Here is a 24,956-nt window from a genome sequence, read left to right on the forward strand (position 1 = left end):
TCTGGCCGCGTGTCCGTGCCCCCGTACGAGGTGGATCACCTTCGTACGGGGGCACGCCACGTGTGGGCGACGGGTGCGCGACAATGGAGCGCATGGAGATGCCGAGGAACGAACGGTCGCAGGAGAGCCCCCATGTCCTCGTGGTGGGGCAGGACGGGATGGCGCTCGGCGGCGGGGGAACCGACGACGAGGCGCGCGAGGTCCCGGTGACGGAGATGGTCGAACAGCCCGCCAAGGTCATGCGTATCGGCAGCATGATCAAGCAGCTTCTGGAGGAGGTACGGGCGGCTCCTCTGGACGAGGCGAGCCGGGTGCGGCTCAAGGAGATCCACGCCGGCTCCGTGAAGGAGCTGGAGGACGGGCTCGCACCCGAACTGGTCGAGGAGCTGGAGCGGCTCTCCCTGCCCTTCACCGACGAGGCGATCCCCTCGGAGGCGGAGCTGCGGATCGCCCAGGCTCAGCTGGTGGGCTGGCTGGAGGGGCTCTTCCACGGCATCCAGACGGCGCTCTTCGCCCAGCAGATGGCGGCGCGGGCCCAGCTGGAGCAGATGCGCCGCGCGCTGCCGCCCGGCTCGCTGCCGGAGGAAGAGGTCGGCGACCAGGGCCACGGCGCGATCCGGTCGGGCCCTTACCTGTAATCGCCTGTGGGCGGGCCCGTACCGCTGTACGACCACCTCGCCCGCGGGAAGCGGGTCTCGTCGCGGAGAGCGGGTCCGTCCGGCTGCCGTACCGCTGGAAGCGGCGCTCACCTGTACGTACGGGTACGGCGGGTGACGGGCCCGGCGCGACGGGCGCGGCCCGGGCATGGCGCGCGGGCCGTCGGCGGCCACCTGCCCGCACCGGGTGCGCCCGGGCGTACGGGCCGGGCGGGAGCCGGCCGTTCCGCTCGCGCGGAGGCCGGCCCGCTCGCTCCGTCGTCGGCCGGCGACCGGCCTCGCCGCCGGCCGGCCCGTCGGCCGGCCCGTCGGCCGGCCGTCAGACCGCCACGGGGGTGAGCAGCAGCAGCTTGCCGACGTGGCCGCCGGCCTCCAGCGCGCGATGCGCCTCGGCCGCCTGCTCCATCGGCAGTGAGCGGTCCACGATCGGGCGGATGTCACCGCCCTCGATGAGCGGCCATACGTGCTCCCGTACGGCCGCGACGATCGCGGCCTTCTCGGTCAGCGGGCGGGCCCGCAGCGAGGTGGCCGTGACCGCCCCGCGCTTGTTCAGCAGGGCGCCCAGGTTCAGCTCGCCCTTCACCCCGCCCTGGAGGCCGATCACGGCGATCCGGCCGTTGACGGCCAGGGACCGGACGTTCCGGTCCAGGTACTTCGCCCCGACGATGTCCAGGATGACATCGGCGCCCGCGCCGTCCGTGGCCTTCCGGATCTCCTCGACGAAGTCCTGTTCGTGGTAGTCGATCAGGATGTCCGCGCCCAGTTCGGCACAGCGCGCCAGCCGGTCCGCACCGCCCGCCGTGACCGCGACCCGCGCGCCCACGGCCTTGGCGAGTTGGATCGCCATCGTGCCGATCCCGCTGGCCCCGCCGTGCACCAGCAGCGTCTCGCCCGGCCGCAGGTGGGACACCATGAAGACGTTCGACCAGACCGTCGCGGTGACCTCGGGCAGCCCCGCGGCCGTGGCCAGGTCCACCCCCGTGGGCGCGGGCAGCAGTTGCCCCGCGGGCACGGCGACCTTCTCCGCGTATCCGCCGCCGGCCAGCAGCGCGCACACCTCGTCACCCACGGACCAGCCCGAGACGCCGGGCCCCAGCGCGCTGACGCGGCCGGCGCACTCCAGGCCCGGGTACGGGGACGAACCGGGGGGCGGATCGTAGAAGCCCTGCCGCTGGAGGACATCCGCACGGTTGACGGCGCTCGCGACGACCTCGACGAGCACCTCCCCCTCACCGGGCACGGGATCGGGGACCTCGGCCCAGACGAGTGCGTCGGGGCCGCCGGGTTCCGGAATCGTGATCGCATACATGGCCGCGAGGCTACTCCTCAACCCGGCCGGTGCCGCCCGCCATTGGCGGACCGACCACGGACGGATCAAGGACAACTCACGGGGAGTTCCATGGGGAGTTCCATGGGGAGTTCCATGGGGAGTTCCATGGGGAGCTCACAGACGGCTCAACGGCGCCAAGGATGGCACGTGCCGTCTCAGTCCTGCTGCTCCGGGACCCCCGGGCTCTGGGCCCGGACAATGGTGATCAGGCGGTCGGTCAGCTGCAGCGGGCTCGCCGCGGGGTCGTCGTACCCGAGCAGCCGGTGCCCCCGCAGCACGCTCACCACCAGGTCATCCGTCTCCCGGACGCTCCGGCCCACCTCGGACTTTATGACCGGACGCTCGACCAGATCGAGACCGCTGCCCTGCTGGATCAGGTCCTCCATCACCGTCCCGGCACTGGGGCTGAGGACCGAGAGGCCGAGCAGCCGACCGGCCGCGCTCGCGCTGGTGATGACGGCGTCGGCGCCGGACTGCCGCAACAGGGGCGCGTTCTCCTCCTCGCGCACCGCGGCAACGATCTTCGCGGTGCGGTTGAGCTGGCGCGCGGTCAGCGCGACCAGCACCGCCGTGTCATCGCGCTGGGTCGCGATGACTATCTGGCGGGCGCGCTGAAGCTCCGCGCGCAACAGCACGTCACTGCGCGTCGCATCGCCGACCACCCCCACGTACCCCTCCGCGTTGGCCGAGTCGATCACCTTGCCGGAGGGGTCGACAATGACGATCTTGTCCTTCTTGAGCCCCGTGGCCCGGAGCGTCTGCAGCGCGGAACGCCCCTTGGTGCCAAAGCCGACGATGACGGTGTGGTCACGCAAGTTGGACCTCCAGCGATTCTGTCGCCACTCCTCCCGGGTGCGCTCGGCGAGCACCTCCAGAGTCGTGCCGACCAGGATGATCAGAAAGCAGACCCGCAGCGGTGTCACGAGCAGCACATTCACCAGACGGGCGCTGTCGCTGTACGGGACGACATCGCCGTAGCCCGTCGTGGAGAGCGTGACGGTGGCGTAGTAGACGGCATCGAGGAAGTCGACCGACTCGTCCGCGTTGTCGTGGTAGCCCGCCCGGTCGACATAGACGATGAACACCGTCAGGGCGAGCACGAACAACGCCATCAGCAGCCGCCTGCTGACCTGGAGCAACGGCCGCTGGACCTTACGACGCGGCAGTTTCACCCGGGCCGCGACCAGGTGTTCCTCAGCCTGCCGGGCCATCGCGTCATGTCCGGGCAGTTTCACGTGAAACACCCGCCCTCGGCCGAAGCCATCCATGGCAGATCCAACACGTCCAGCTCCTCACCACGCCGGGCCCCACCGGGCCGCACGACCGCCAGTCCATCGGCGACCGCGATACCCCGCAGCATGGCAGGGCCGCTGAAACGCAGGGGCACGAGCCCCTCGTCGCGATGCACGACGGGCACCAGGCGCGTGTCATGCGGATGGCCGTTGACCGCGTCCCGCAGCTGTGCGCGGTACGGCTCCCGGGCCGGCCGCCCCGACAGCGTCCGCAGAAGGGGCTCGGCGAGCGTCAGCAGTCCGGAGACCGCCGCAAGGGGATTGCCGGGCAACCCGACAAAGTGGCGCCCTCGGTCCAGCCGGGCCAGCAGCATGGGGTGACCGGGCCGTACGGCGACGCCGTCCACCAGCAGCTCCGCCCGCAGCTGGGACAGCACCGGGTGGACGTGGTCCACGGGCCCAGCGGCCGTACCCCCCGTGGTGATCACCAGCTCCGCCGCCGAGCGGGCGACCGCGCGCCGCAGGTCGTCCGCCGTGTCGCCGATCCGGCGGGTGGCGATGACCTCGGCACCCAGCGAACGCAGCCAGGGCGCGAGCATCGGCCCCAGCGCGTCCCGGATCAGCCCGTCATGGGGCAGCCCCCGCGAGAGCAGTTCATCGCCGAGGACCAGCACCTCGACGCGTGGTCGCGGAACGGTCGGCAGTTCGTCGTACCCGGCCGCCGCCGCGAGGCCCAGGACCGCGGGGGTCACCAAGGAGCCGGCGGGCAGCAGCGGATCTCCCGACCGGCACTCCTGACCGCGCGGCCTGATGTCCTGACCATGGGTCACCTCGCGCTCGGCGTGGAGATGACCGGTCCGGTCCGTACGCGCGTGCTCGGTGCGGATCACGGCGGTGGCCTCGGGCGGGAGACGCGCGCCGGTGGCGATACGTACCGCGGCGCCGTCGGGCAGCGGGTCGCTCCTCGCGTGCCCGGCGAGAATGCCCCGGTCGGCGGGGACCGCGGCCCCGGCCGAGCCCGGCCGAGCCCGCGGCTCGTCCGCCTCCGCCACCGGTGCGGCGGGCTGTACGGGCTGGACGGGCTGTACCGTCCAGGGGCCTGGGCCCGAGACGGCCCAGCCGTCCATGGCGGAGGTGTCGAAGGGCGGCAGATCGGTGAGCGCCGTCAGGGGCTCCGCGAGGGCGTGACCCAGCGCCTGGTCGAGCGGCACCCGGCGGGCTCGGGCAACCGGGTCGGACCGTACGGCACGGGCGGCGAGCGTCCGGGCCGCGTCCCACGAGCGGCGCGAACGGCCGCCTCCGGTCCCGACGGCTCCACTCCCGGCGGTTCCGGCCCCGGGGGCTCCCGCCCCGGCGGGTCCGGCCCCGGGAGCGCCCTGCCGCGCCGCCGTCGCTCGGCCGGTGCCGGAGGCTCCGGTGTTCCCCGCGCCGTGGGCCGCCTCCGCACCGGGCCCGCTCTCCGGGGCGGTGCCCGCCTCATGGCGGGAGCCGAGGCCGGCTCCGGTGCTGGTCCCGGTGTCGGGGAGAGAGCCGGAGTCCGCGCCGTACCGCCGGCTCGCCCCCGAGCCCGTGCCGTCGTCCGGCCCGGTGCCTCGTCCCGGGCCGTACGTCGCGGCCGGACGTCGGCCGACCAGGGCCAGTACGTCCTCGACCCCGTCGACCTCACCGTCCTGGCCGGTCATCCTCGGCCGTCCTCCTTGGCCGCGGCACCGGCCCCGGGATCGGAACCGGTCCCTGGCCCGTCGGTGCCCTCTGCCTCCTCGGCCCAGCGCACGGCGAGTTCGGCCGCCTTGCGCGCCGCCTCGGCGACCGCCGTGGGCCCGTCGCCGCCGGCCTTGGCCGCCGCGTAACCGACCAGGAAGGTCGTGAGCGGTGCGGCGGGCCGGGCGACACCGTGCGCGGCATCGCGGGCGAGATCGAGGAGGACACGGGTGTCGACATCCAGCTCGATGCCGAGTTCGTCCTTGACTGCGGTGATCCATTCGTCCAGCACGATCCCATGCTCCCTGATGCGTGTGCGGGCTGCGGAGATGTCCAGCCAGGTGTCGCAGTCGAAGGACGCGAGCGGATCCGCGTCGATCCTGACCAGGTCCAGTCCGGCGGGCAGCAGGCGCAGCGGAAGCCCGCCCAGTCTGCCGTACTCCGTGGCCAGAAGGGCGAGTTCACGCCGGAGCGGCTCGGTGCGGTACGCGGCGACGAGCGGCTGGTCGCGGCCGTCGGGGTCGGTCAGCAGCGCGCCTTCCCGGCCCGACGAGCCGATCGCCGCGACCAGCCGTTCCACGGTCGGCGTCGCCAGGAAGGGCAGGTCGGCCGAGAGCACGAGCACGACCGGGGCGTCCACGCACCGCACCCCCGCGTCGAGCGCCGCCAGCGGTCCGCCGCCGGGCGGCTGCTCGCGGGCCCAGCGAACCGGCCGCGCCGTGGGTCGCCGACCGCCCACGACGACCGTACGGGAAGCACCGGCGCAGGCGGCGAGCACTCGGTCGAGCAACGCCCGGCCCCCTACCCGGACTCCGGGCTTGTCGACCCCGCCGAGCCGTTTCGCGGCCCCTCCGGCGAGCACGATGGCGTCATACGCGGTCATGCCAGAAGTATCGCCGCGCGGGGCCCTGCGAAGCACACGAGGCCGGCCCGTGACAGTCGGGAGCGTGGGAGCCCCCGGCCGGGACACGGTCGTGCGTCAGCGGCCGGTCCGGGAGAGGACCGACCGCGGCGACAGGGTCACCGGGGCACGCACCGCACGACGACGAGGATGACGCGCCCGCAGATCGGCCGAGCCCGGTCCATTGCCCACCCGCGCGTCAGGGCCCCGTTCGGTTGCCACGCCCTTCGCGGGCCACAGCGAGCGCACCCCCACGCGACCGTGGCTGGAAGCGAGCGCGCCCCCACGCGACCGTGGCTGGAAGCGAGCGCGCCCCATGCGGCCGCGGCTCGAAGCGAGCGCGTCACAGCGACCGCAGCAGCACCGCCGGCTGTTCCACGCAGTCGGCCACATGACGCAGGAAACCGCCCGCCGTACCGCCGTCGCAGACGCGGTGGTCGAACGTCAGCGACAGCTGCACGACCTGACGCACGGCCAGCTCACCGTCATGGACCCATGGCTTCGGCACGATCCGGCCGACCCCGAGCATCGCCGCCTCGGGGTGGTTGATGATCGGCGTGGAGCCGTCGACGCCGAACACCCCGTAGTTGTTGAGCGTGAACGTACCGCCCACCAGATCGCCCGGCGCCATCCTGCCGACCCGCGCGGCCTCCGTCAGTCGTGCGATCTCGGCGCTCAGGGACTCCACGGAACGGGCATGCGCGTCCCGTACGACGGGCACGACGAGCCCCCGGTCGGTCTGTGCGGCGAAGCCCAGGTGCACCTCGGGCAGCCGCACGATCTCCCGCGCGGCCTGGTCCACCGTGGCGTTCAGCTCCGGGTGACGCGCCAGCGCCGCCGTGCAGATCCGGGCCAGCAGCGCGAGGATCGAGATCTTTGGCCCCCCGGCCGCGTTCATCGCCGAGCGAACCGCCATCAGCTCAGTGGCGTCCGCGTCGACCCAGCAGGTCGCGTCCGGGATCTCGCGGCGACTGCGCGCGAACTTCTCGGCGGCCGCCCCCGCCACGCCGCGCAGCGGCACCCGTACGACGCCCGCGCGCGGGGCGGCACCCGCGACGGGACGGAAGGACTCGGCCCGGGCGGCCTCCACCGACACGGACTCGGCAGGTGCGGGACCGGCGGACACGGACGGTGCGGACACAGGCCCGGCAGACACGGATCCGGCCGTCGGCGCCTCCGCCACTTCGGTCCGCAGGGCGGCCCGCTCGACGTCGGAGCGCATGATCAGGCCGTCCCGGCCCGTGCCGGTGAGTGCTCGCAGATCGACCCCGCGCTCCCGGGCCAGCCGGCGGACCAGCGGCGAGACGACCGGGACCGGCCCCTGAGCGGCCCCGTCCGGCTGCTCGACGCGCGCCCCGGAAGCGGCGGGCGCAGGCCTGCGGACCCGGCGCCTGCGTCCGGTGGGCGCGCCCGTGCCGTAGCCGACGAGCACGTTTCCCGACCTTCCGCCCCCGGCCGGTCCCCTGCCGGCCGCCCCGGGACCGGTGGGCGGGGAAGTCCGCGCCGCCGCCGACGGGCCGCTCCCCGCCGGATCCGGCCCAGGGCCGGCCGTCCGGCCGAGGTCCCCCGCTCCGGGTCCGCTCCTTGACGAACCTGACGGGCCCGACGCACCTGGCGGGGACTGCTCCGACGGGCCCGACCCGCCCGGCGGCCCCACGGCCGACAAGGGGACCTCGGCCGGATCCGATGCCCCGACGGCCACCGTCAGCAGCGGCGCGCCGACCGGCAGGTCCGAGCCCTCCTCGCCGAAGCGGGCCGTCACGACACCCCCGTAGGGGCAGGGGACCTCCACCATGGCCTTGGCCGTCTCGACCTCGACCACCGGCTGGTCCACGGCGACGACGTCCCCCACCGCCACCAGCCAGCGGACGATCTCCGCCTCGGTCAGGCCCTCCCCGAGGTCCGGCAGTTTGAATTCCAGCACCTGGGCCATCAGCTCTCCGTCTCCCACTGGAGCCGCGCTACCGCGTCCAGCACCCGGTCCACTCCCGGAAGATGGTGCCTCTCCAGCATGGGCGGCGGATAGGGAATGTCGAATCCGGCCACGCGCAGGACCGGCGCTTCCAGGTGGTGGAAGCACCGCTCGGTGACCCGGGCGGCGATCTCCCCGCCGGGTCCGCCGAAGCCGGTGGACTCATGGACGACCACCGCCCGTCCCGTGCGCCGCACGGACGCCGTGACCGTCTCGTCGTCGAACGGCACCAGCGAGCGCAGGTCGACCACCTCCAGATCCCAGCCCTCGGCACGGGCCGCGTCCGCCGCCTCCAGGCAGACCGGCACGGAAGGACCGTACGTGATCAGCGTGGCGCTCGTGCCCGGGCGGCGGACGACAGCCCGGCCGATCGGCTCCACGGGCTCCGGCGCCTCCGGCGACCACGTGGCCTTCGACCAGTAGAGCCGCTTCGGCTCCAGGAAGACCACCGGGTCGTCGGAGGCGATCGCGGCCCTCAACAGTCCGTACGCGTCACCGACCGTGCCCGGGGTGACGACATGGAGGCCGGGCGTCGCCATGTAGTAGGCCTCGGAGGAGTCGCTGTGGTGCTCGACCCCGCCGATACCGCCGCCGTAGGGCACCCGGACGGTGACCGGCAGCGGCATCGCGCCGCGCGTGCGGTTGCGCATCCGGGCCACATGGCTGATCAGCTGCTCGAACGACGGGTAGGCGAAGGCGTCGAACTGCATCTCCACGACCGGCCGCAGACCGTACATCGCCATGCCGACCGCCGCCCCCAGGATGCCGGCCTCGGCGAGCGGCGTGTCCGTGCAGCGGTCGTCACCGAACTCGGCGGCCAGGCCGTCGGTGATCCGGAAGACCCCGCCCAGCGTGCCGATGTCCTCGCCGAGAACGTGCACGGACGGGTCCTCGCGCAGGGCGTCGCGCAGGGCGCGCCGGAGGGCCTCCGCCATGGTGGCGGGCTTCGCCGCGACCGTGGTCATGGCCGCTCCCCCGCCCCCGCGCCGCCGGTCCCGCCCGGCACACCCGGCCCGCCCGACGGGCCCGTCCGCCCCGGTGCTTCCGGCGGCTGTGCGGCGTCCGGGAGCCCGGCCTCGGCCTCCGCCTCCATCTCCGCCGCCAGCTCGGCACGGAGTTGGTCCGCCTGCTCGCACAACTGGCTGGTCGGTGTGGCGTAGACGTAACCGAAGAGGTCCGCGGGGTCGAGCGCGGGCTCCGCGTTCATCCGGTCCCGCAGCCGCGCCGCCATCTCCTCCGCTGCCTCGGCGGCCCGCTCGACGCCCCTCCGGTCGAGCAGCCCCCGGCCGGTCAGCTCGCGCTCGAGGAGCAGAACGGGGTCGTGCGCCCGCCACATCTCGACCTCCGCCTCACTCCGGTAGCGCGAGGCGTCGTCGGCGTTCGTATGCGCGTCGATCCGGTAGGTGACGGCCTCCACCAGCGTCGGCCCCGCACCGCGCCGGGCACGGGCCAGGGCCTCGCCGAGCACCGTGTGCACGGCGAGCGCGTCGTTCCCGTCCACCAGCCGGCCCGGCATGCCGTACCCGACGGCCTTGTGGGCCAGGGAGGGCGCGGCGGTCTGCTTGGCGAGCGGCACGGAGATCGCGAAACCGTTGTTCTGCACCAGGAAGACGACCGGGGCCCGCCAGACGGCGGCGAAGTTCAGGGCCTCGTGGAAGTCCCCCTCGCTCGTGCCCCCGTCGCCCACCAGGGCGAGCGCGACGACGTCGTCCCCCTTCAGGCGCGCGGCGTGTGCCAGGCCGACGGCATGCGGCAGCTGAGTGGCGAGCGGCGTGGACAGCGGGGCCACCCGGTACTCGTACGGGTCGTAGCCGGAGTGCCAGTCGCCGCGCAGCAGCGTCAGCGCCCGTACGGGATCGAGCCCGCGGGCCACGAGCGCGAGCGTGTCCCGGTAGCTGGGAAAGAGCCAGTCCCGCTCGCTCAGGGCCAGCGCCGCGGCGATCTGACACGCTTCCTGGCCGGTGCTGGACGGATAGACCGCGAGCCTGCCCTGCCGGGTGAGGGCCGTCGCCTGCGTGTTGTAGCGCCGGCCGCGGACCAGCTCCCCGTACAGCCGCAGCAGCAGCGCGGGGTCCGCCCCGGCCGCCGCGTCCGTGCCCAGGACACGGAAGGGCTCGGCATCGGGCAGCAGCGGCGCGGGGTCGGTACGCGGACGCCAGGCCGGTGGCGGGGTGGGCCGGTGGGCATCGGTGCCGGGCGGTTCCTGGACCGGCGTACTGCTCTTCTTCACGCGTGCACCTCCTCGTGGGAGCGGGCGAGCGGGGTGCCGGACACGGCACGCCTTCCCTAACGATTGTTCGGTCGGCGACGCATTTTGGCTACAGGCGGCCTCAGCCTGTGGACAAACGGTTCTCCACAGCCTGGTATGGACTCAGCCCGTCCATGCCGGTGAGGCGGGGGGACAGGAGCGCTGAACAAATGGCCACGGACCGTGTCGACGCCCGGACGGGCGGTGGTGGTGGTCACGGCGGCGGCGAGCCGGACGGGCCCGGCGGCGGCGCCGAGCCCGTCCCGCCACCGCGTCAGCTGGACGCCATCGACCGTGACATCCTCCGTATCCTCCGGACGGACGGCCGGGCCTCGATACGGTCCGTGGCCGAACGCGTCCACGTCTCCCGGGCCAACGCCTACGCCCGGATCAACCGGCTCATCGACGACGGCGTGATCCGGGGCTTCGGCGCCAGGATCGACCACGAACGCGCGGGGCAGGGCGCCTCCGCCTACATCACCCTCAAGATCGTGCAGAACTCCTGGCGCACGGTGCGCGAACAGCTCCAGGAGCTGCCGGGCGCCGCCCACATCGCACTCGTCAGCGGGGACTTCGACGTGCTGCTCCTGGTCCACACCCCCGACAACCGCACCCTTCGGGAACTGGTCCTGACCAGGATCCAGGCCATCCCCGAAGTGCTGTCGACGCGGACGCTCCTGGTGTTCGAGGAGACCGACCTCGACCCGGGAGCGGACGCCGGCCCCGCTCTGTGACGGCCTTCCGGCCCCCGGCCTACCGGCCCGGTCCCGCGCGCAGGCCGTCGAAGGCCATTCGTACGACCGTGTCCGCCACCTGCGCCCGGTCGTGGCCGCCGGCCGCCTGCGGCCGGTACCACTCCACCAGGGAGTTGACCATCCCGAAGAGCAGCCTGGTCGCCAGTCTGGTGTCCAGGTCGGCCCGCAGGTCGCCGTCTGCCGCCGCCGCCCTGATCAGCTCGGCGACCCGGTGGTCGAACTCCCGGCGCCGCTCCAGGGCCCAGCGCTCGGTCCGCGTATTGCCCCTGACCCGCAGCAGCAGCGTCACATAGGGCAGCTCGGCCATCAGCACCTCGACCGTACGCCGGGTCACGTACTCGACCCGCGCGACGGCCCGGCCGCGCGTCGCCCCTTCCTCCTCGAGGATCCCGAAGAGGCCGTCCAGGGCACGGCTGACGGCCCGCCGCAGCAGCTCCTCCTTGCCCACGACATGGTGGTATATCGAGGACTTGGAGATGCCCGCCGCCTTGGACAGGTGCTCCATGGACGTGCCGTCGTAGCCCCGCTCGTTGAAGACCTGGACCGCGACGGCCAGCAGCGTCTCGGGCGTATAGGTGTCGCGTTTGGCGGTGGTCATGTCGCGTCGTCCTCCTGGGCGGCGGCCAGACGGCACAGCGCCTGGGAAGGGGCGTAACGGCCCGTCGGGTACTCGTCGTGCAGGCGGTACAGCGTGTCCCGCACCCACCGGTGGCCGAGTTCCGCGGCCCACTCCAGCGGGCCCCGCGGGTAGTTGACTCCGAGCCGCATCGCCGTGTCGATGTCCTCGGCCGTCGCGACCCCGCGCGCTGCCGCGTCGAGCGCGAAGTCGGCCAGCATCGCGACCGTACGGGCGACGATCATGCCGGGCACGTCGGCGATCACGCTCACGTCCTTGCCCAGCGCCTGGAAGAGGCCCACGGCCTCCGCCCTGCCCTTGTCGTCGACGGAGGCGGCGGGGGCGAGCGCGATCCGGCCGGCGGTGCGGTAGTCCAGTGCCAGGTCGAAGTGGACGACGGGCATGTCGGCCTCGTCGGCTGCCGTACCGTCCGCCAGGAACAGCCGCGTCCCGCTGGGGAGTTCGATCCAGCCGGGATGCCCCGGCACGGCACCGTCCCCCCGTACGACCTCGACGCCCGCCTCCTCGATCAGGCGCGGCAGGGCGTCCGCCGCGAAGAGTTCGCCGTGGATGCCGACGGACGCGGGCGCGGGACAGGGCTCCGCCGTGTGCGGTCGCCCGTCCGCGTTCCCGCGCCCGGCCCCGCCGTCGCCCGCGTTTCCGCTTCCGCTTCCGTGCACGGCAGGGCCGCCGTCGCCGTACGCGTACCAGCCCCGGCCCGTCTTGCGGCCGAGGCGTCCCGACTCGACCAGCCTGCGCTGGGCGAGCGACGGCGTGAACCTGACGTCCTGGAAGAAGGATTCCCATACGGACCGGGTGACGGCCTCGTTGACGTCCTGACCGATCAGATCGGTGAGCTCGAAGGGGCCCATCCGGAAGCCGCCGCTCTCCCGCAGGACGGCGTCGATCGTGGCCGGGTCCGCGGCCCGTTCCTCGTACAGGCGCAGCGCCTCGGCGTAGAAGGGGCGGGCGACGCGGTTGACGACGAAGCCGGGGGTGTCCGCGCAGCGCACGGGCGTCTTGCCCCAGGCCCTGGCCGTTCCGTAAGCGCGGGCGGCGGCCGCCTCGTCGGTCGCGAACCCGCTGACGACCTCCACGAGCGGCATCAGCGGCGCCGGGTTGAAGAAGTGCAGCCCGACGCAACGGCCCGGTCGGCGCAGCGGTCCGGCCACGGCGGTGACGGAGAGCGAGGAGGTGTTGGTCGCGAGCAGGCAGTCGTCCGCGACGATGTCCTCCAGGGCGGCGAACAGTTCCTGTTTGACCGACAGCCGCTCCAGCACGGCCTCGACGACGAGCGCGGCATCGGCCAGCTCGGTGAGGCCGGCGACCGGGTGGAGCCGGGCCAGGGCGGCGTCACGCCCGGCCGCGTCGAGCCGGCCCTTCTCGACCAGACGGCCGAGGCGGCCGGCGATGGCCGTGGCGGCCTGTTCCGCGCGACCGGGCACGGCGTCGTGAAGCCGCACGGGATGGCCGGCGGCCAGCGCCACCTGGGCTATCCCCTGTCCCATCGTCCCGGTGCCGACAACCGCGACGACACGGTCGGACTCGATGGCTGTGCCGGCCCTTGCTGTCATGGCCGCCATCCTCCCGTATGAGTGAACCACGCGTGTGAGTGCCCGGACGGAGACGGTCCGGGCCCCGTCGTCCCTGCCCTCCCGCAGGGCCTGGGCGTCCCCGAGCCGGTTGTCCACAGGTTGACCGGGCCCTCTTGTCCCGACCGATCGTTCGGTTACTCTAACTCTGTCGGCCCGTAGATGTCTTCGTCCCTGTCCCAGCCCCAGCTCGACGAGGAGTTGGTCCCTCATGACCGCCCGGCTCAGCCCCCAGCAGCTCTCCGAGAAGCACCGGCCCACGCTCGACCGCGCGCTGGAGACGATCCGCACCCGCGCCTACTGGTCACCGCACCCCGAACACCCGAAGGCGTACGGGGAGAGCGCGCCGGCGGACGGGCTCGCCGCCTTCCAGGCCCTGCGCGGGACCCGCTTCGAGCTGGACCAGCCGGGTACGGACGGCTGGACGGGCGGCGAGGTCTCGCCGTACGGCCCGGCGCTGGAGATCGAGTATCCCCACGCGGACCCGGACGTCCTGCTCCCCGCGATGCGGGCGGGCATGGCCGCCTGGCGTGACGCGGGACCCGAGACCCGGGCGCTGGTCTGCCTGGAGATCCTGGCCCGGATCAGCGCCCGCACGCACGAGTTCGCGCACGCGGTGATGCACACGAGCGGGCAGGCGTTCATGATGGCGTTCCAGGCGGGCGGCCCGCACGCCCAGGACCGCGGCCTGGAGGCGGTGGCCTACGCGTACGCGGAGCAGACCCGTACGCCCGGCGCCGCCGACTGGTCCAAGCCGCAGGGCAAGCGCGATCCGCTGCGGCTGCGGAAATCCTTCATCGCCGCGCCGCGCGGTGTCTCCCTGCTGATCGGCTGCAACACGTTCCCGACCTGGAACGGATACCCGGGCCTGTTCGCCTCGCTGGCCACGGGCAACGCGGTGCTGGTCAAGCCGCACCCGCGGGCCGTGCTGCCGCTGGCCATGACGGTCCGGGCGGCCCGTGAGGCGCTGGCGGAGGCCGGATTCGACGCCAACCTGGTCGCGCTGGCCGTGGAGCGGCCGGGCGAGGGGATCGCCGCCTCGCTGGCGCTGCGGCCGGAGGTCAGGATCGTCGACTACACCGGGTCCACCGCCTTCGGCGACTGGCTGGAGACGCACGCCCGCCAGGCCGTGGTCCACACGGAGAAGGCCGGCGTCAACACGGTGGTCGTCGACTCCACCGACGACTACAAGGGGATGCTCGCCAATCTCGCCTTCTCACTGTCCCTCTACAGCGGCCAGATGTGTACGACCCCGCAGAACCTGCTGATCCCCCGGGACGGCATCACGACGGACGCCGGGGAGAAGTCGTACGACGAGGTCGTGGCCGATCTCGCGGCCGCGGTGGACGGACTGCTGGGGGACGACGCCCGGGCGAACGGGCTGCTGGGGGCGCTGGTCAATCCGGACGTGAAGGCCCGGCTGGAGGGCGCGGCCGACTTCGGGGACGTGGCTCTCACCTCCCGTGAGATCACCCACCCGGATTTCCCCGAGGCCGTGGTCCGCACGCCCGCGCTGGTGAAGGCGGACGGTGCCCGCAAGGTCTGGGAGAAGTCCGGGGAGAGCGAGGGGGCCGGAGGCGGCGCGGAGGTGCCCTATCTCTCCGAGTGCTTCGGTCCGGTGTCCTTCGCGGTCGCGGTGGACTCGACACGGGACGCGCTCGACCTGCTGCGGCGGACGATCCGGGAGAAAGGGGCGATGACCGTCGGCGCGTACACGACCTCGCCGGAGACGGAGCGCGCGCTCGAGGAGGTCTGTCTGGAAGAGTCCGCGCAGCTCTCGCTGAATCTGACGGGCGGGGTGTATGTGAACCAGACGGCGGCGTTCTCCGACTTCCACGGCACCGGCGGCAACCCGGCGGCGAACGCGACCCTGTGCGACGCGGCTTTCGTGGCGAACCGCTTCCGGATGGTGGAAGTCCGCCGCCCGGAATGAGGCCACCGCGAACGGAGGGCACCGGGACGGGAGCACGCCCCGTTCCGGTGCCCGGTCGGAAGGCCGGTGCCCGGTCGGAAGGCCGGCGGCGGTCAGAGGGACGGCGGCGGTCAGAGGGCAGGTGGCTCGGGGATGTCGGCGTACCGCTGCACCCAGGCGTGCATCGCGATCGCCGCCGCCGCGCCCGCGTTGATCGAGCGGGTCGAGCCGAACTGGGCGATCGAGCAGACCATCGAGGCGTGCTCGCGCGCCTCCTCGGTGAGCCCCGGGCCCTCCTGCCCGAAGAGCAGCACGCACCGGCGCGGCAGCTCGGTCCGTTCGAGGGCCACGGCGCCCGGCAGGTTGTCGATACCGATGATCGGCAGCCCTTCCGCCGCCGCCCAGGCCGTCAGCTCGGCGGTGCCGGAGTGGTGACGTACGTGCTGGTACCGGTCGGTGACCATCGCACCGCGCCGGTTCCAGCGCCGTCTGCCGACGATGTGGATCTCCTTGGCGAGGAAGGCGTTGGCGGTCCGAACGACCGAGCCGATGTTGAAGTCATGGCTCCAGTTCTCCACCGCCACATGGAAGTCGTGCCGCCGGGTGTCCAGGTCCGCGACGACCGCCTCGCGCGTCCAGTACCGGTAGCGGTCGACGACATTGCGCCGGTCGCCGTGCGCCAGCAGCTCCGGGTCGTACCGCTCGTCCTCGGGCCAGGGTCCCGGGTGCGGGCCGACGCCGACCTCGGGGGTGAAGCCCTCGTCGTACTGCGTCGGCTCCGCGATCCCGGTCCGCACCGTCCCCCGCGCCCGGGTCACGGTGGTGCCGGTCGCGTCGATCTCACTGGTGTCACCGGCCGGCCCGGTCTCGTCGGCCGCACCCGCCGGCCCGGGCACACCGGCCACCGCTGGTCTCTCACTGCTCACCCGACGAGGGTACGGGGACCCGTGGCGCCGGTGCCCCTCCGCTCTTCGGTACCGGCCGCCGCGGCCGGGTCGCGGCCCGGCCGCCGAGCCACAGCAGGAAGCCCGTGGGCAGGAACACCGCGTCCGCCGTGATCATGGCGAGCGAGAAGAAGGGCAGTCCGAGCAGGACGGCGATGCCCAGGTGCTCCAGCATCATGACGACGAGCAGCACGTTCTTGACCCGCCGGTTCAGGAGCGCGAAGGGGAAGGCCACCTGCACCGCGACCGTGCCGTAGGTCAGCAGCAGCACCACGATGCCGTTGGCCGCCAGGAGATCGGAGAGGCCGGGCCACGGGGAGAAGTAGTCCAGCTTCAGCGGGTAGTACAGGGCGGTGCCGTCCTGCCAGCGGGAGCCCTGGATCTTGTACCAGCCGGCCGTGGCGTAGATCAGGCAGACCTCGGCCATGATCACGAGGAGCGCGCCGTTGTGCAGGATGTTGGCGAGCACGTCCAGCAGGGCGCGTGCCTCGCCCGTCGGGCCCCGGCGGTTCGCGAGCCACCACAGCCCCTGCGCGGCCCACATGCCCCAGCACAGAACGAGCAGCCACACCTCGACGGTCACCCCGTCGGTCACCGTACCGACGAGGAGGGGAACGGCCATGACGCCCCAGAGGACCGGTCCGACCCGGTCCCGGACGGGAGCGGTGGCGGCGGCCCGCGCGGTGGTGGCGGCGCGCCGGGCGTCCAGCGACCACACCCGGCCGCAGCGCGTCAGCACGAGATAGATCGCCATCAGATGGACGACGTTGTCCCCGCCGTCGCCCACGAAGATGCTGCGGTTCTGGAGCGACAACACCCCGAGCATGAAGATCACGGACATGGTGCGGGTGCGCCAGCCGAGCATCAGCAGCGCGCTGGACAGCACGGCCACGGCGAACACCGCCTCGAACCAGACCGCGCTGTCCGACCACATGAGCGCGGTGAAGGCGTGGTTCCGCGCGATCAGCTGCCGCGCCATGTCCCAGCTCCACGGACCGTCCGGCCCGTACAGCTCCCTGCGGTGAGGCACCTCACGCAGCAGGAAGAGCAGCCAGGTACCGGCGAAGCCGATACGGAGGACGGCGCTCTGGTACGGCCCGAGGGCGGTGGCCGTGACGCGTTGGACGGCGTGCGCCGCCCGCCGGCGGCAGGCGGCCACCAGGCTCGTGAGCGACGGAGGCGGAACGGACGGGGACGGGGACGGCGGGAACGGCGTGGACGGGTGGGAATCCGGGGAGCCGGATCCGGGCGGGTTCGCATCCGGGAGACGGGGGGTTGGCACCGGGCCGGGGCCCGGCGTGACGTGCTCGCTCACTCGCGGCTTCCCTCCGCACGGCCGTCACGGGCCCCCTCGGGGAGGTCCTCCGACGTCACCGTCCACCAGGACAAGGTCCGGTAGTACGGCCGCGTCCGCGCCTTCTCGTCGCTCCAGGGAGGCGGTGCGACGGCGGTCGTGACGGACCTGATCTGCACCCTTTCCAGCCGCCCGGCCGGCTCACGGTCCGCCAGACGCGACAGCACCATGCGGCGAACGTAGCTCTCCGAGAGCCGCCCGCGCAGGCCGTTGGGCCGTTCCTCCTCGTCGTGCGAGCCGATGTAGAAGTCCCAGCCCCGGCGCAGGGCGTTCTGGTTGACATGGCTGGGCAGCAGACTGCCCTGGATCGCCGCGCCGTCCTCGGCCGAGAGGTCGATCCAGCCGGTGGTCCGCAGCGCTCCGTCGGAGTCCGCGACCTCGGCACGCGCCTGGACCGCGATGTTCGACTGGACGGGGTTGGGCGCGAAGAGCTTCCAGTTCTGCTCGAACTCGGGATAGACCCAGTCGTCGACGGCCTCGTCGTACTGCTTGCTGGCCGTGTTCGACGGGGCGACGTGCAAGAACACCATTCCCAGGTGCACACAGGCCACCACCCCGACGGCCGCGAGCGCGACGGCGGCCACCACCTGGCCACGGCGTGAGAGGCCGGCTATGCCGACGCCGGGCGGCGGCCCGGCGCTCCCGCCCTTGTGGTCGTACGTATCCATGCCGTCCCGATCCCCGCCGGTAGCCCGTCAGTTATCCACAGGGTTGACACCCTACGGTCCGCCGCCACACCATTGAAGCCGACGAACCGAACGATCGGTCGGTGGACAGGGGGTCCCGGATGACGACGGTGGAGGCGTTCCAGGCAGCGTTCGACGCCGCCGTGGCCGCTGACGAGCGCATCGAGCCGCGCGACTGGATGCCGGAGGCGTACCGCGCCTCGCTGGTCCGGCAAATGGCGCAGCATGCCCATTCCGAGATCATCGGCATGCAGCCGGAGGCGAACTGGATCACACGCGCCCCCTCGCTGCGCCGCAAGGCGATCCTGATGGCCAAGGTGCAGGACGAGGCGGGCCACGGCCTGTATCTGTACAGCGCGGCGGAGACCCTCGGCACGAGCCGCGAGGAGCTGCTGGACAAGCTGCACACCGGTCGGCAGAAGTATTCGTCGATCTTCAACTACCCCACGCTGACCTGGGCGGACGTCGGCGCGATCGGCTGGCTGGTGGACGGCGCGGCGATCACGAACCAAGTCCCGCTGTGCCGCTGCTCGTACGGGCCGTACGCCCGGGCGATGGTCAGGATCTGCAAGGAGGAGTCCTTCCACCAGCGCCAGGGGTACGAGCTGCTGCTGACGCTGAGCAAGGGCACCCCGGCCCAGCACGAGATGGCGCAGGACGCGGTGAACCGCTGGTGGTGGCCGTCACTGATGATGTTCGGCCCGCCGGACGACGCGTCGGCGCACTCCGCGCAGTCCATGGCCTGGAAGATCAAGCGCCATTCCAACGACGAGCTGCGCCGGCGCTTCGTGGACATCTGTGTCCCACAGGCCGAGTCCCTCGGTCTGACCTTGCCGGACCCGGACCTCCGCTGGAACGAGGAGCTGGGGCGGTACGACTTCGGACCGATCGACTGGAGCGAGTTCCAGCAGGTGCTGAAGGGCAACGGGCCCTGCAACGAGCAGCGGCTCGACCGGCGCCGCCGGGCTCATGAGGAAGGGGCCTGGGTCCGGGAGGCGGCGGCCGCGTACGCCACGAAGCACGGTGCGCGTCCCGGCCGGCCGGGCGAGCACCCGCCGGAGGGACGACCGGCGGGACGGACGCACCGCGAGCGGCCGGAGAAGCCGGCGGAAGAGACCGGGACGCGGGCGGAAGAGACAGGGACGCATGTGGAGGCGGCGGTATGAGCAACCAGGGCGACTGGCCGCTGTGGGAGGTCTTCGTGCGCTCCCGCCGGGGGCTGTCCCATACGCACGCGGGAAGTCTGCACGCACCGGACGCGGAGATGGCGCTGCGTAACGCCCGGGACCTGTACACCCGGCGCAACGAGGGCGTGTCGATCTGGGTGGTGGAGTCCGCCGCGATCACGGCCACCTCGCCCGACGAGAAGGACCCGTTCTTCGCCCCGGCCGCCGACAAGCCGTACCGGCACCCGACGTTCTACGAGATCCCGGAGGGGGTGAAGCACCTGTGACCGCCCCCTGGCACAGCGCGGCGCTGGCGCTCGGTGACGACGCCCTGGTGCTCTCGCACCGGCTGGGGGAGTGGGCGGGCCGGGCCCCGGTGCTGGAGGAGGAGGTCGCGCTCGCCAACATCGCGCTGGATCTGCTCGGCCAGGCCCGGATCCTGCTCTCCCTCGTCGGTGACGAGGACGAGCTGGCCTATCTGCGCGACGAACGGTCCTTCCGCAACCTGCACCTGGTCGAGCAGCCTGGCGGCGACTTCGCCCACACGATCGCCCGCCAGCTCTACTTCTCCACCTACCAGCGGTTCCTGTACGAACGACTCGCCTCGTCCGACAGCGAGTTCACCGCGCTCGCGGCCAAGGCGGTCAAGGAGGTCGCCTACCACCAGGACCACGCCGAGCACTGGACACTACGGCTCGGGGACGGCACGGCCGAGAGCCATGAGCGGATGCGGCGGGCCTGCGAGGCGCTGTGGACGTTCACCGCCGAGATGTTCCAGCCGGTCGAAGGGCTGGACGCCGTCGACTTCCCGGCACTGGAAGAGCGGTGGCTCGATTCCGTCGCCTCCGTGCTGGAGCGGGCGACGCTGACCGTGCCGGACGGACCGCGCTCCCGGGCCTGGACGGCCGGCGCGGGCCGGCAGGGGCTGCACACCGAGCCGTTCGGCCGGATGCTCGCCGAGATGCAGCATCTCCACCGCAGCCACCCGGGTGCGTCATGGTGACCGGCACACGCACAGGCACCGGCACCGGCACCGGTCGTCGCGAAGACGCGGCCCCGACGGCCCTGGAGGCCGAGCTGCGCCGGGTCGCGGGCCGCGTGCCCGACCCCGAGCTGCCGGTGCTCACCCTGGAAGAGCTGGGGGTGCTGCGCGCGGTCCATGTCTCGGAGGCCGGACGGGTCCAGGTCGAGCTGACCCCCACGTACACCGGCTGCCCCGCGATCGGGACGATGTCCTCGGACATAGAGCGCGCGCTGCACGAACACGGGGTGCCGGAGGTCACCGTCGTCACGGTTCTCGCCCCGGCCTGGTCGACGGACGACATCAGCGCCGAGGGCCGCCGCAAGCTCGCGGAGTCCGGCATCGCCCCGCCCCGCCCGCGCGGTACGGACGGCGCGGTCCCGCTGACGCTCTCGATCCGCTGCCCGCACTGCGGCTCGGCCGGCACGGAGCTGCTGAGCAGGTTCTCCTCCACCGCCTGCAAGGCGCTGCGCCGCTGCACGGCGTGCGGCGAACCGTTCGACCACTTCAAGGAGTTGTAGATGTTCCATCCGCTCCGGGTCAGTGAGGTCGAGCCGCTCACGGACGACGCGATCGCGGTCACCTTCGCCGTACCGCCCGAGCTGCGCGAAGCGTTCCGGCACACCCCGGGCCAGCACATCGCCCTGCGCCGCGCCGCCCCGGACGGGGAGATCCGGCGTACGTACTCGATCTGCGCCCCGGCCGGTCCCGAGCCGGTGCTCCGGGTGGGAATCCGGCTGATCGAGGGCGGCGAGTTCTCCACGTTCGCCTTCAAGGAGCTGGCCGTCGGCGACACGGTCGAGGTCATGGAGCCGACCGGCCGTTTCGTGCTGACGCCGCGCCCCGGACGCTTCGCCGCGATCGTGGGCGGCAGCGGGATCACGCCCGTGCTGTCGATGGCGGCCACGCTCCTGGCGCGCGAGGACACCGCCCGGTTCTGCCTCGTCCGGAGCGACCGTACGGTCGCCTCGACGATGTTCCTGGACGAGGTCGCCGACCTCAAGGACCGCTATCCGGACCGCTTCCAGCTGGTCAGCGTGGTCTCACGGGAGGAGCGGCAGGCGGGGCCGCCGTCGGGGCGGCTGGACCGGAACAGGCTGACGGCGCTGCTGCCCGCCCTGCTCCCGACGGCCGACGTGGACGGCTGGTTCCTCTGTGGCCCGCTCGGTCTGGTCGTCGACGCCGAACGGGCCCTGCGCGCTCTCGGCGTGCGCCGTGACCGCATCCATCAGGAGATCTTCCATATCGACGAGGGAACGGCCGGCGCCGCGGCCGGTACTCCGCCCGAGGCCGTACGGGTACGGGCCCCGGCCCACAGCACCCTCACCGCGACCCTGGACGGCCGCTCCGGCACCTGGCCAGTCCGGGCGGGCGAATCCCTGCTGGAGACGGTGGAGCGGGCCCGCGCGGACGCGCCGTACGCGTGCAGGGGCGGGGTCTGCGGAACCTGCCGGGCGTTCCTGGTCTCCGGTGCGGTCCGGATGGAGCGGAACTTCGCGCTGGAGCCGGATGAGACGGAGGCCGGCTATGTCCTGGCCTGTCAGTCCCGTCCGACCACGACCGAGGTGGAGCTGGACTTCGACCGCTGACGCCGCACGCCACCGCCGGTCACGGGCGGGCGGCCACGCCCCGCCACCGGCAGCGCTCCCGCCCCGGACAGCGCCCGCGCCACCGACAGCACTCCCGGCACGCGCAGCACCGCGGGAGGGCACCGGGCGTCTCAGAGGACGGCGGCCGGGCCACCGTCGTCCGTGACCATCGGACGCCCGGCGCCGTCCCACGCGAGCATCCCGCCGTCGACGTTCACCGCGTCGATCCCCTGCCGCACCAGATACTGGGTGACCTGGGCGGAGCGACCGCCGACCCGGCACATCACATAGGCCCGCCGGCCCCCTTCCACGGCCTCGGTCACCTCCGGGAAGCGGGCGGCGAAGTCACTCATCGGAATGTGCAGCGCCCCCTCCACATGACCGGCCGCCCACTCGTCGTCCTCCCGGACATCCAGCACCAGAGCGTCCGCCGGAACCGCGGCGGCGTCGACTGCGGGCAGCGGGGCGAATTCCATGGGGTTCCTTCTCTCGTACGGATTCGGGCGGCGAAACCCGAGTAGCGGGACCCGGCGGTGGACCGGACCGCGATGGCCGGACTCCGGAACCCGCCTTCCGGGCGCGCGGGGCTCGAAAAAACCTACTGCACCAGCCTGGCCAGTTCCGCCTCGCGCTCGGAGACCTCGGCCAGCAACTGCTCGGCGATCTCCTCCAGCAGCCGGTCCGGGTCGTCAGGTGCCATCCTGAGCATCGCGCCGATCGCGCTCTCCTCCAGCTCCCGGGCCACCAGCGCCAGCATCTCCTTGCGCTGCGCCAGCCACTCCAGCCGGGCGTAGAGCTCCTCGCTCTCGCTCAGCCGGTCCGTCCCGGGCGCGGGCCCCGCCGCCCACTCCTCGGCGAGCTGCGTGAGCTGTGGTCCGTCCCCACGGCCGTACGCGGCGTTGACCCGCGTCATGAACTCCTCGCGCCGGGCCCGTTCCGCCTCGTCGCGGGACAGGTCCGGGTGCGCCTTGCGCACCAGGTCGCGGTAGAGCTTGCGCACCTCGTCACTCGGCCGCACCCGCTGGGGCGGCCGCACCGGTTGGCCGGTCAGCATCGCGGCCGCCTCCTGCGACAGCCCGTCGGAGTCCAGCCAGTCGTGGAACAGCTCCTCCACCCCCGGCATCGGCTGCACGATCGCCCGTGCCTCCCGCGCCTTGCGCAGGTCCTCCGGATCCCCGGTCCTGGCCGCCCGTGCCTCGGCGATGAGCGCGTCGAGTTCGTCCAGCCGGGAGTACATCGGGCCCAGCTTCTCGTGGTGCAGCCGGGAGAAGTTCTCCACCTCGATCCGGAACGTCTCCACCGCGATCTCGAACTCGATCAGCGCCTGCTCGGCTGCGCGCACGGCCTTGTCCAGCCGGGCCTCCGGCCGCTCGGAGCCCGTCTCGTCCGTCGCGTCCGCCGCGTCCGCCGGCGGGATGCCGTCCCGATCCGTCGACTCCCCCGCGTCGCCGGCCTGCCCGCCACCGATCCGCTCGCCGCCGGCCCGGTCCGCGCCGACACCCGCCGTCGCCGTGGCTTCCGCCGCACCGGGCATGTCCCGCACGTCGGCACCGGGCATGTCCCGCACGTCTCGTACGGCCTGTCGTACGTCCTGCTCGTCGTCGTTACGGATCGTCGGCTCCCCAGGGGCGTCGTACATCACCCGCCCAGCCTACGGGCGATCGCCACCGCCCCGGCCCCCGTCCCGCCGTCACACGCCGGGCTCGGCGGCGATCCGCCCGCTCCTGACGGCCGCGACCAGCGCCGCGTGGTCCGCCTCCGTACGGTCCGCGTACGCCACGGCGAAATCGCCCACGGCCTCGTCCAGTTCCTCGTTCTTGCCGCAGTACCCGGCGATCAGCCGCGGGTCCACGCTGTGCGCGTGCGCCCTGGCCAGCAGGGCGCCCGTCATCCGCCCGTAGTCGTCCATCTGGTCCGCGGGCAGCGCCGCCGGGTCCACGCTCCCCTTGCGGTTCCTGAACTGCCGTACCTGGAACGGCCGGCCGTGGACCGTCGTCCAGCCGAGCAAGTTGTCGCTCACCACCTGCATCCGCTTCTGTCCCAGCACCACCCGGCGCCCCTCGTGCGCCACCTCCGGCGGCTCGAATCCGGCGGCCGGAAGGTGGGGCAGCAGGACGGAGGGCCGCGCCTCCTTCACCTGGAGCACCAACGGCTCACCCCGGTGGTCGAGCAGCAGCACCACGTACGACCGCGTCCCGACACTGCCCGTACCGACCACCCGGAACGCCACGTCGTGTATCGCGTACCTCGCCAGCAGCGGCAGCCGGTCCTCCGGCAGAGTCCCCAGATACCCCTCCAGCGAGGCGGCGACCGCCGCGGCCTCCTCGTCGGACACCCGGCGCAGGACGGGCGGCGCGTCGACGAAGCGCCGCCGCACCACGCCCGTACCACCCCCGCCGCTTCCCGCCGCACCGCCGGGCCCCGCGCCGCCGCCCCGCGCCGCGCCCCCGCCCCGCGCCGCATCACCGCTTCCCGCCGCACCACCGGGCCCCGCCGCACCACCGCTCTCGTCGGCCACCGCCTCGGTGGACCTGGCGGCGAACCGCGCGCTCGTGTTCCTCCGGGCCTTCGCCGCGACCCGCTCCAGCGTTCCGGCGAGATCGCGCGCGTCGGCGTGCGAGACGAGTTCCTCGTCCGCGATCGCGTTCCACGCGTCCAGCGCGGGCAGTTTCGCCAGCAGCCGCATCGTGCGCCGGTACGACCCGACCGCGTCGCACGCGCCGCGGCGGCAGGTGTCCTCGTCCGCACCCGCCTCCCGGCCCGCGAGCACCAGGGAGGTCGCGAGCCGCTTGACGTCCCACTCCCAGGGGCCGACCACCGTCTCGTCGAAATCGTTGAGGTCGATGACGAGCCGGCCGCGCGCGTCGCCGTAGAGGCCGAAATTCGCCGCGTGCGCGTCACCGCATATCTGCGCGCCCACGCCCGTGACCGCGGTGCCCGCCAGGTCGTGGGCCATCAGCCCGGCGGCGCCGCGCAGAAAGGCGAACGGCGTGGCGGCCATGCGCCCCACCCGTATCGGCGTCAGCTCGGCCACCCGGCCCCGGCTCGACTCCTCGACCGCCCGCACCGCGTCGGGCCGCCCGGCCGGAAACGCCACGCCGCCGTGCGCGGACCGCGGCACCCGCGCCCGCAGCGCCTTGCCCCGCTCCTTCGCCGCCGACGCGCCCTCGGCGCGCGCGGCGAACCCGGGCACCGCCGGAATGCGCCCGGTCCCGGCCGACGGCGCCTTTCCCGCCACCGCCGGCTCGTCCCCGACCTCGACACGACCCATGGCGTGCCGC

The 24,956-nt window shown here is 73.2% G+C and carries 23 protein-coding genes; 8 read left to right on the top strand and 15 right to left on the bottom strand.

The features are described from left to right. The first annotated feature begins 92 nt into the window (after positions 1-92). Complete coding sequence (locus IG02_RS0109555; protein WP_030744198.1) at positions 93-638, top strand: bacterial proteasome activator family protein; 546 nt, start codon at positions 93-95, stop codon at positions 636-638. Between the two features lie 337 nt (positions 639-975). On the opposite strand, the gene IG02_RS0109560 is transcribed toward IG02_RS0109555, so the two are convergent. The 7 genes from IG02_RS0109560 to pdhA all read right to left on the bottom strand — a co-directional run bounded on the left by IG02_RS0109560 (position 976) and on the right by pdhA (position 10,022). After that, positions 976-1,965, bottom strand: coding sequence for an NAD(P)H-quinone oxidoreductase (locus IG02_RS0109560; RefSeq protein WP_030744200.1), 990 nt, complete (start codon positions 1,963-1,965; stop codon positions 976-978). Positions 1,966-2,141: 176 nt separating this feature from the next. Beyond that, a complete protein-coding gene (locus IG02_RS0109565; RefSeq protein WP_030744203.1) occupies positions 2,142-3,254 on the bottom strand; it encodes a potassium channel family protein in 1,113 nt (370 codons plus the stop codon). After that, complete coding sequence (locus IG02_RS0109570) at positions 3,218-4,900, bottom strand: molybdopterin molybdotransferase MoeA (protein ID WP_078854332.1); 1,683 nt, start codon at positions 4,898-4,900, stop codon at positions 3,218-3,220. Before IG02_RS0109570 ends, IG02_RS0109565 begins: the two co-directional genes overlap by 37 nt. Further along, complete coding sequence (locus IG02_RS0109575) at positions 4,897-5,802, bottom strand: NTP transferase domain-containing protein (protein WP_030744209.1); 906 nt, start codon at positions 5,800-5,802, stop codon at positions 4,897-4,899. The genes IG02_RS0109570 and IG02_RS0109575 overlap by 4 nt, the downstream gene beginning before the upstream one ends. 361 nt (positions 5,803-6,163) lie before the next feature. Next, positions 6,164-7,753, bottom strand: a complete 1,590-nt coding sequence (locus tag IG02_RS0109580) for a dihydrolipoamide acetyltransferase family protein (RefSeq protein WP_030744211.1) — start codon at positions 7,751-7,753, stop codon at positions 6,164-6,166. Further along, entirely contained in the window at positions 7,753-8,757 is a 1,005-nt protein-coding gene (locus IG02_RS0109585) for an alpha-ketoacid dehydrogenase subunit beta (RefSeq protein ID WP_030744213.1), read from the bottom strand. The genes IG02_RS0109580 and IG02_RS0109585 overlap by 1 nt, the downstream gene beginning before the upstream one ends. After that, positions 8,754-10,022, bottom strand: a complete 1,269-nt coding sequence (pdhA, locus tag IG02_RS0109590) for a pyruvate dehydrogenase (acetyl-transferring) E1 component subunit alpha (RefSeq protein WP_051764740.1) — start codon at positions 10,020-10,022, stop codon at positions 8,754-8,756. Before pdhA ends, IG02_RS0109585 begins: the two co-directional genes overlap by 4 nt. A 188-nt stretch (positions 10,023-10,210) precedes the next feature. Here pdhA and IG02_RS0109595 point away from each other — a divergent pair, with 188 nt between their 5' ends. After that, on the top strand, positions 10,211-10,774 hold the full coding sequence (locus tag IG02_RS0109595; protein WP_234314678.1) for an Lrp/AsnC family transcriptional regulator: 564 nt from the start codon (positions 10,211-10,213) through the stop codon (positions 10,772-10,774). A 19-nt stretch (positions 10,775-10,793) separates the two neighbouring features. Here the strand turns inward: IG02_RS0109595 and IG02_RS0109600 are convergent, their stop codons facing one another. Both IG02_RS0109600 and IG02_RS0109605 read right to left on the bottom strand, forming a co-directional pair. Further along, positions 10,794-11,393, bottom strand: coding sequence for a TetR/AcrR family transcriptional regulator (locus tag IG02_RS0109600; protein WP_030744221.1), 600 nt, complete (start codon positions 11,391-11,393; stop codon positions 10,794-10,796). Then, on the bottom strand, positions 11,390-12,985 hold the full coding sequence (locus IG02_RS0109605; protein WP_030744224.1) for a 3-hydroxyacyl-CoA dehydrogenase: 1,596 nt from the start codon (positions 12,983-12,985) through the stop codon (positions 11,390-11,392). The genes IG02_RS0109600 and IG02_RS0109605 overlap by 4 nt, the downstream gene beginning before the upstream one ends. Positions 12,986-13,214: 229 nt before the next feature. Between IG02_RS0109605 and paaN the strand changes: the two genes are divergently transcribed. Next, complete coding sequence (gene paaN, locus IG02_RS0109610) at positions 13,215-14,936, top strand: phenylacetic acid degradation protein PaaN (RefSeq protein ID WP_030744227.1); 1,722 nt, start codon at positions 13,215-13,217, stop codon at positions 14,934-14,936. Positions 14,937-15,046: 110 nt separating this feature from the next. Here the strand turns inward: paaN and IG02_RS0109615 are convergent, their stop codons facing one another. The 3 genes from IG02_RS0109615 to IG02_RS0109625 form a co-directional block, all read right to left on the bottom strand. Then, a complete protein-coding gene (locus tag IG02_RS0109615; RefSeq protein ID WP_199813994.1) occupies positions 15,047-15,733 on the bottom strand; it encodes a TrmH family RNA methyltransferase in 687 nt (228 codons plus the stop codon). Between the two features lie 97 nt (positions 15,734-15,830). Then, on the bottom strand, positions 15,831-17,021 hold the full coding sequence (locus tag IG02_RS0109620) for an HTTM domain-containing protein (protein ID WP_234314691.1): 1,191 nt from the start codon (positions 17,019-17,021) through the stop codon (positions 15,831-15,833). Positions 17,022-17,170: 149 nt separating this feature from the next. Beyond that, positions 17,171-17,881, bottom strand: a complete 711-nt coding sequence (locus tag IG02_RS0109625; RefSeq protein WP_037802636.1) for a DUF5819 family protein — start codon at positions 17,879-17,881, stop codon at positions 17,171-17,173. A gap of 119 nt (positions 17,882-18,000) precedes the next feature. Between IG02_RS0109625 and paaA the strand changes: the two genes are divergently transcribed. The 5 genes from paaA to IG02_RS0109650 are packed head-to-tail and all read left to right on the top strand — an operon-like array spanning position 18,001 to position 21,675. Further along, positions 18,001-19,065: a 1,2-phenylacetyl-CoA epoxidase subunit PaaA gene (gene paaA / locus IG02_RS0109630; protein ID WP_234314679.1), complete on the top strand. Its 1,065-nt coding sequence runs from the start codon at positions 18,001-18,003 to the stop codon at positions 19,063-19,065. Continuing rightward, positions 19,062-19,352, top strand: coding sequence for a 1,2-phenylacetyl-CoA epoxidase subunit PaaB (gene paaB / locus IG02_RS0109635; protein ID WP_030744238.1), 291 nt, complete (start codon positions 19,062-19,064; stop codon positions 19,350-19,352). Before paaA ends, paaB begins: the two co-directional genes overlap by 4 nt. Next, the gene (paaC, locus tag IG02_RS0109640) at positions 19,349-20,068 is read left to right on the top strand and encodes a 1,2-phenylacetyl-CoA epoxidase subunit PaaC (protein WP_030744240.1); all 720 of its coding nucleotides are present in this window, start codon (positions 19,349-19,351) and stop codon (positions 20,066-20,068) included. The genes paaB and paaC overlap by 4 nt, the downstream gene beginning before the upstream one ends. Beyond that, positions 20,062-20,607, top strand: a complete 546-nt coding sequence (paaD, locus tag IG02_RS0109645; RefSeq protein WP_078854334.1) for a 1,2-phenylacetyl-CoA epoxidase subunit PaaD — start codon at positions 20,062-20,064, stop codon at positions 20,605-20,607. Before paaC ends, paaD begins: the two co-directional genes overlap by 7 nt. Further along, positions 20,608-21,675: a 2Fe-2S iron-sulfur cluster-binding protein gene (locus tag IG02_RS0109650; protein ID WP_030744244.1), complete on the top strand. Its 1,068-nt coding sequence runs from the start codon at positions 20,608-20,610 to the stop codon at positions 21,673-21,675. A 131-nt stretch (positions 21,676-21,806) separates the two neighbouring features. Here IG02_RS0109650 and IG02_RS0109655 read toward each other — a convergent pair whose 3' ends face one another. The 3 genes from IG02_RS0109655 to IG02_RS0109665 all read right to left on the bottom strand — a co-directional run bounded on the left by IG02_RS0109655 (position 21,807) and on the right by IG02_RS0109665 (position 24,946). Then, positions 21,807-22,151: a rhodanese-like domain-containing protein gene (locus IG02_RS0109655; RefSeq protein WP_030744247.1), complete on the bottom strand. Its 345-nt coding sequence runs from the start codon at positions 22,149-22,151 to the stop codon at positions 21,807-21,809. 122 nt (positions 22,152-22,273) lie between these two features. Continuing rightward, positions 22,274-23,317, bottom strand: coding sequence for a J domain-containing protein (locus IG02_RS0109660; protein WP_030744249.1), 1,044 nt, complete (start codon positions 23,315-23,317; stop codon positions 22,274-22,276). A gap of 48 nt (positions 23,318-23,365) precedes the next feature. Further along, on the bottom strand, positions 23,366-24,946 hold the full coding sequence (locus IG02_RS0109665) for a DUF2252 domain-containing protein (RefSeq protein WP_030744251.1): 1,581 nt from the start codon (positions 24,944-24,946) through the stop codon (positions 23,366-23,368). Between the last annotated feature and the right edge of the window lie 10 nt (positions 24,947-24,956).

The sequence above is a fragment of the Streptomyces sp. NRRL F-5135 genome (assembly GCF_000719775.1).
Classification (GTDB): domain Bacteria; phylum Actinomycetota; class Actinomycetes; order Streptomycetales; family Streptomycetaceae; genus Streptomyces; species Streptomyces hebeiensis.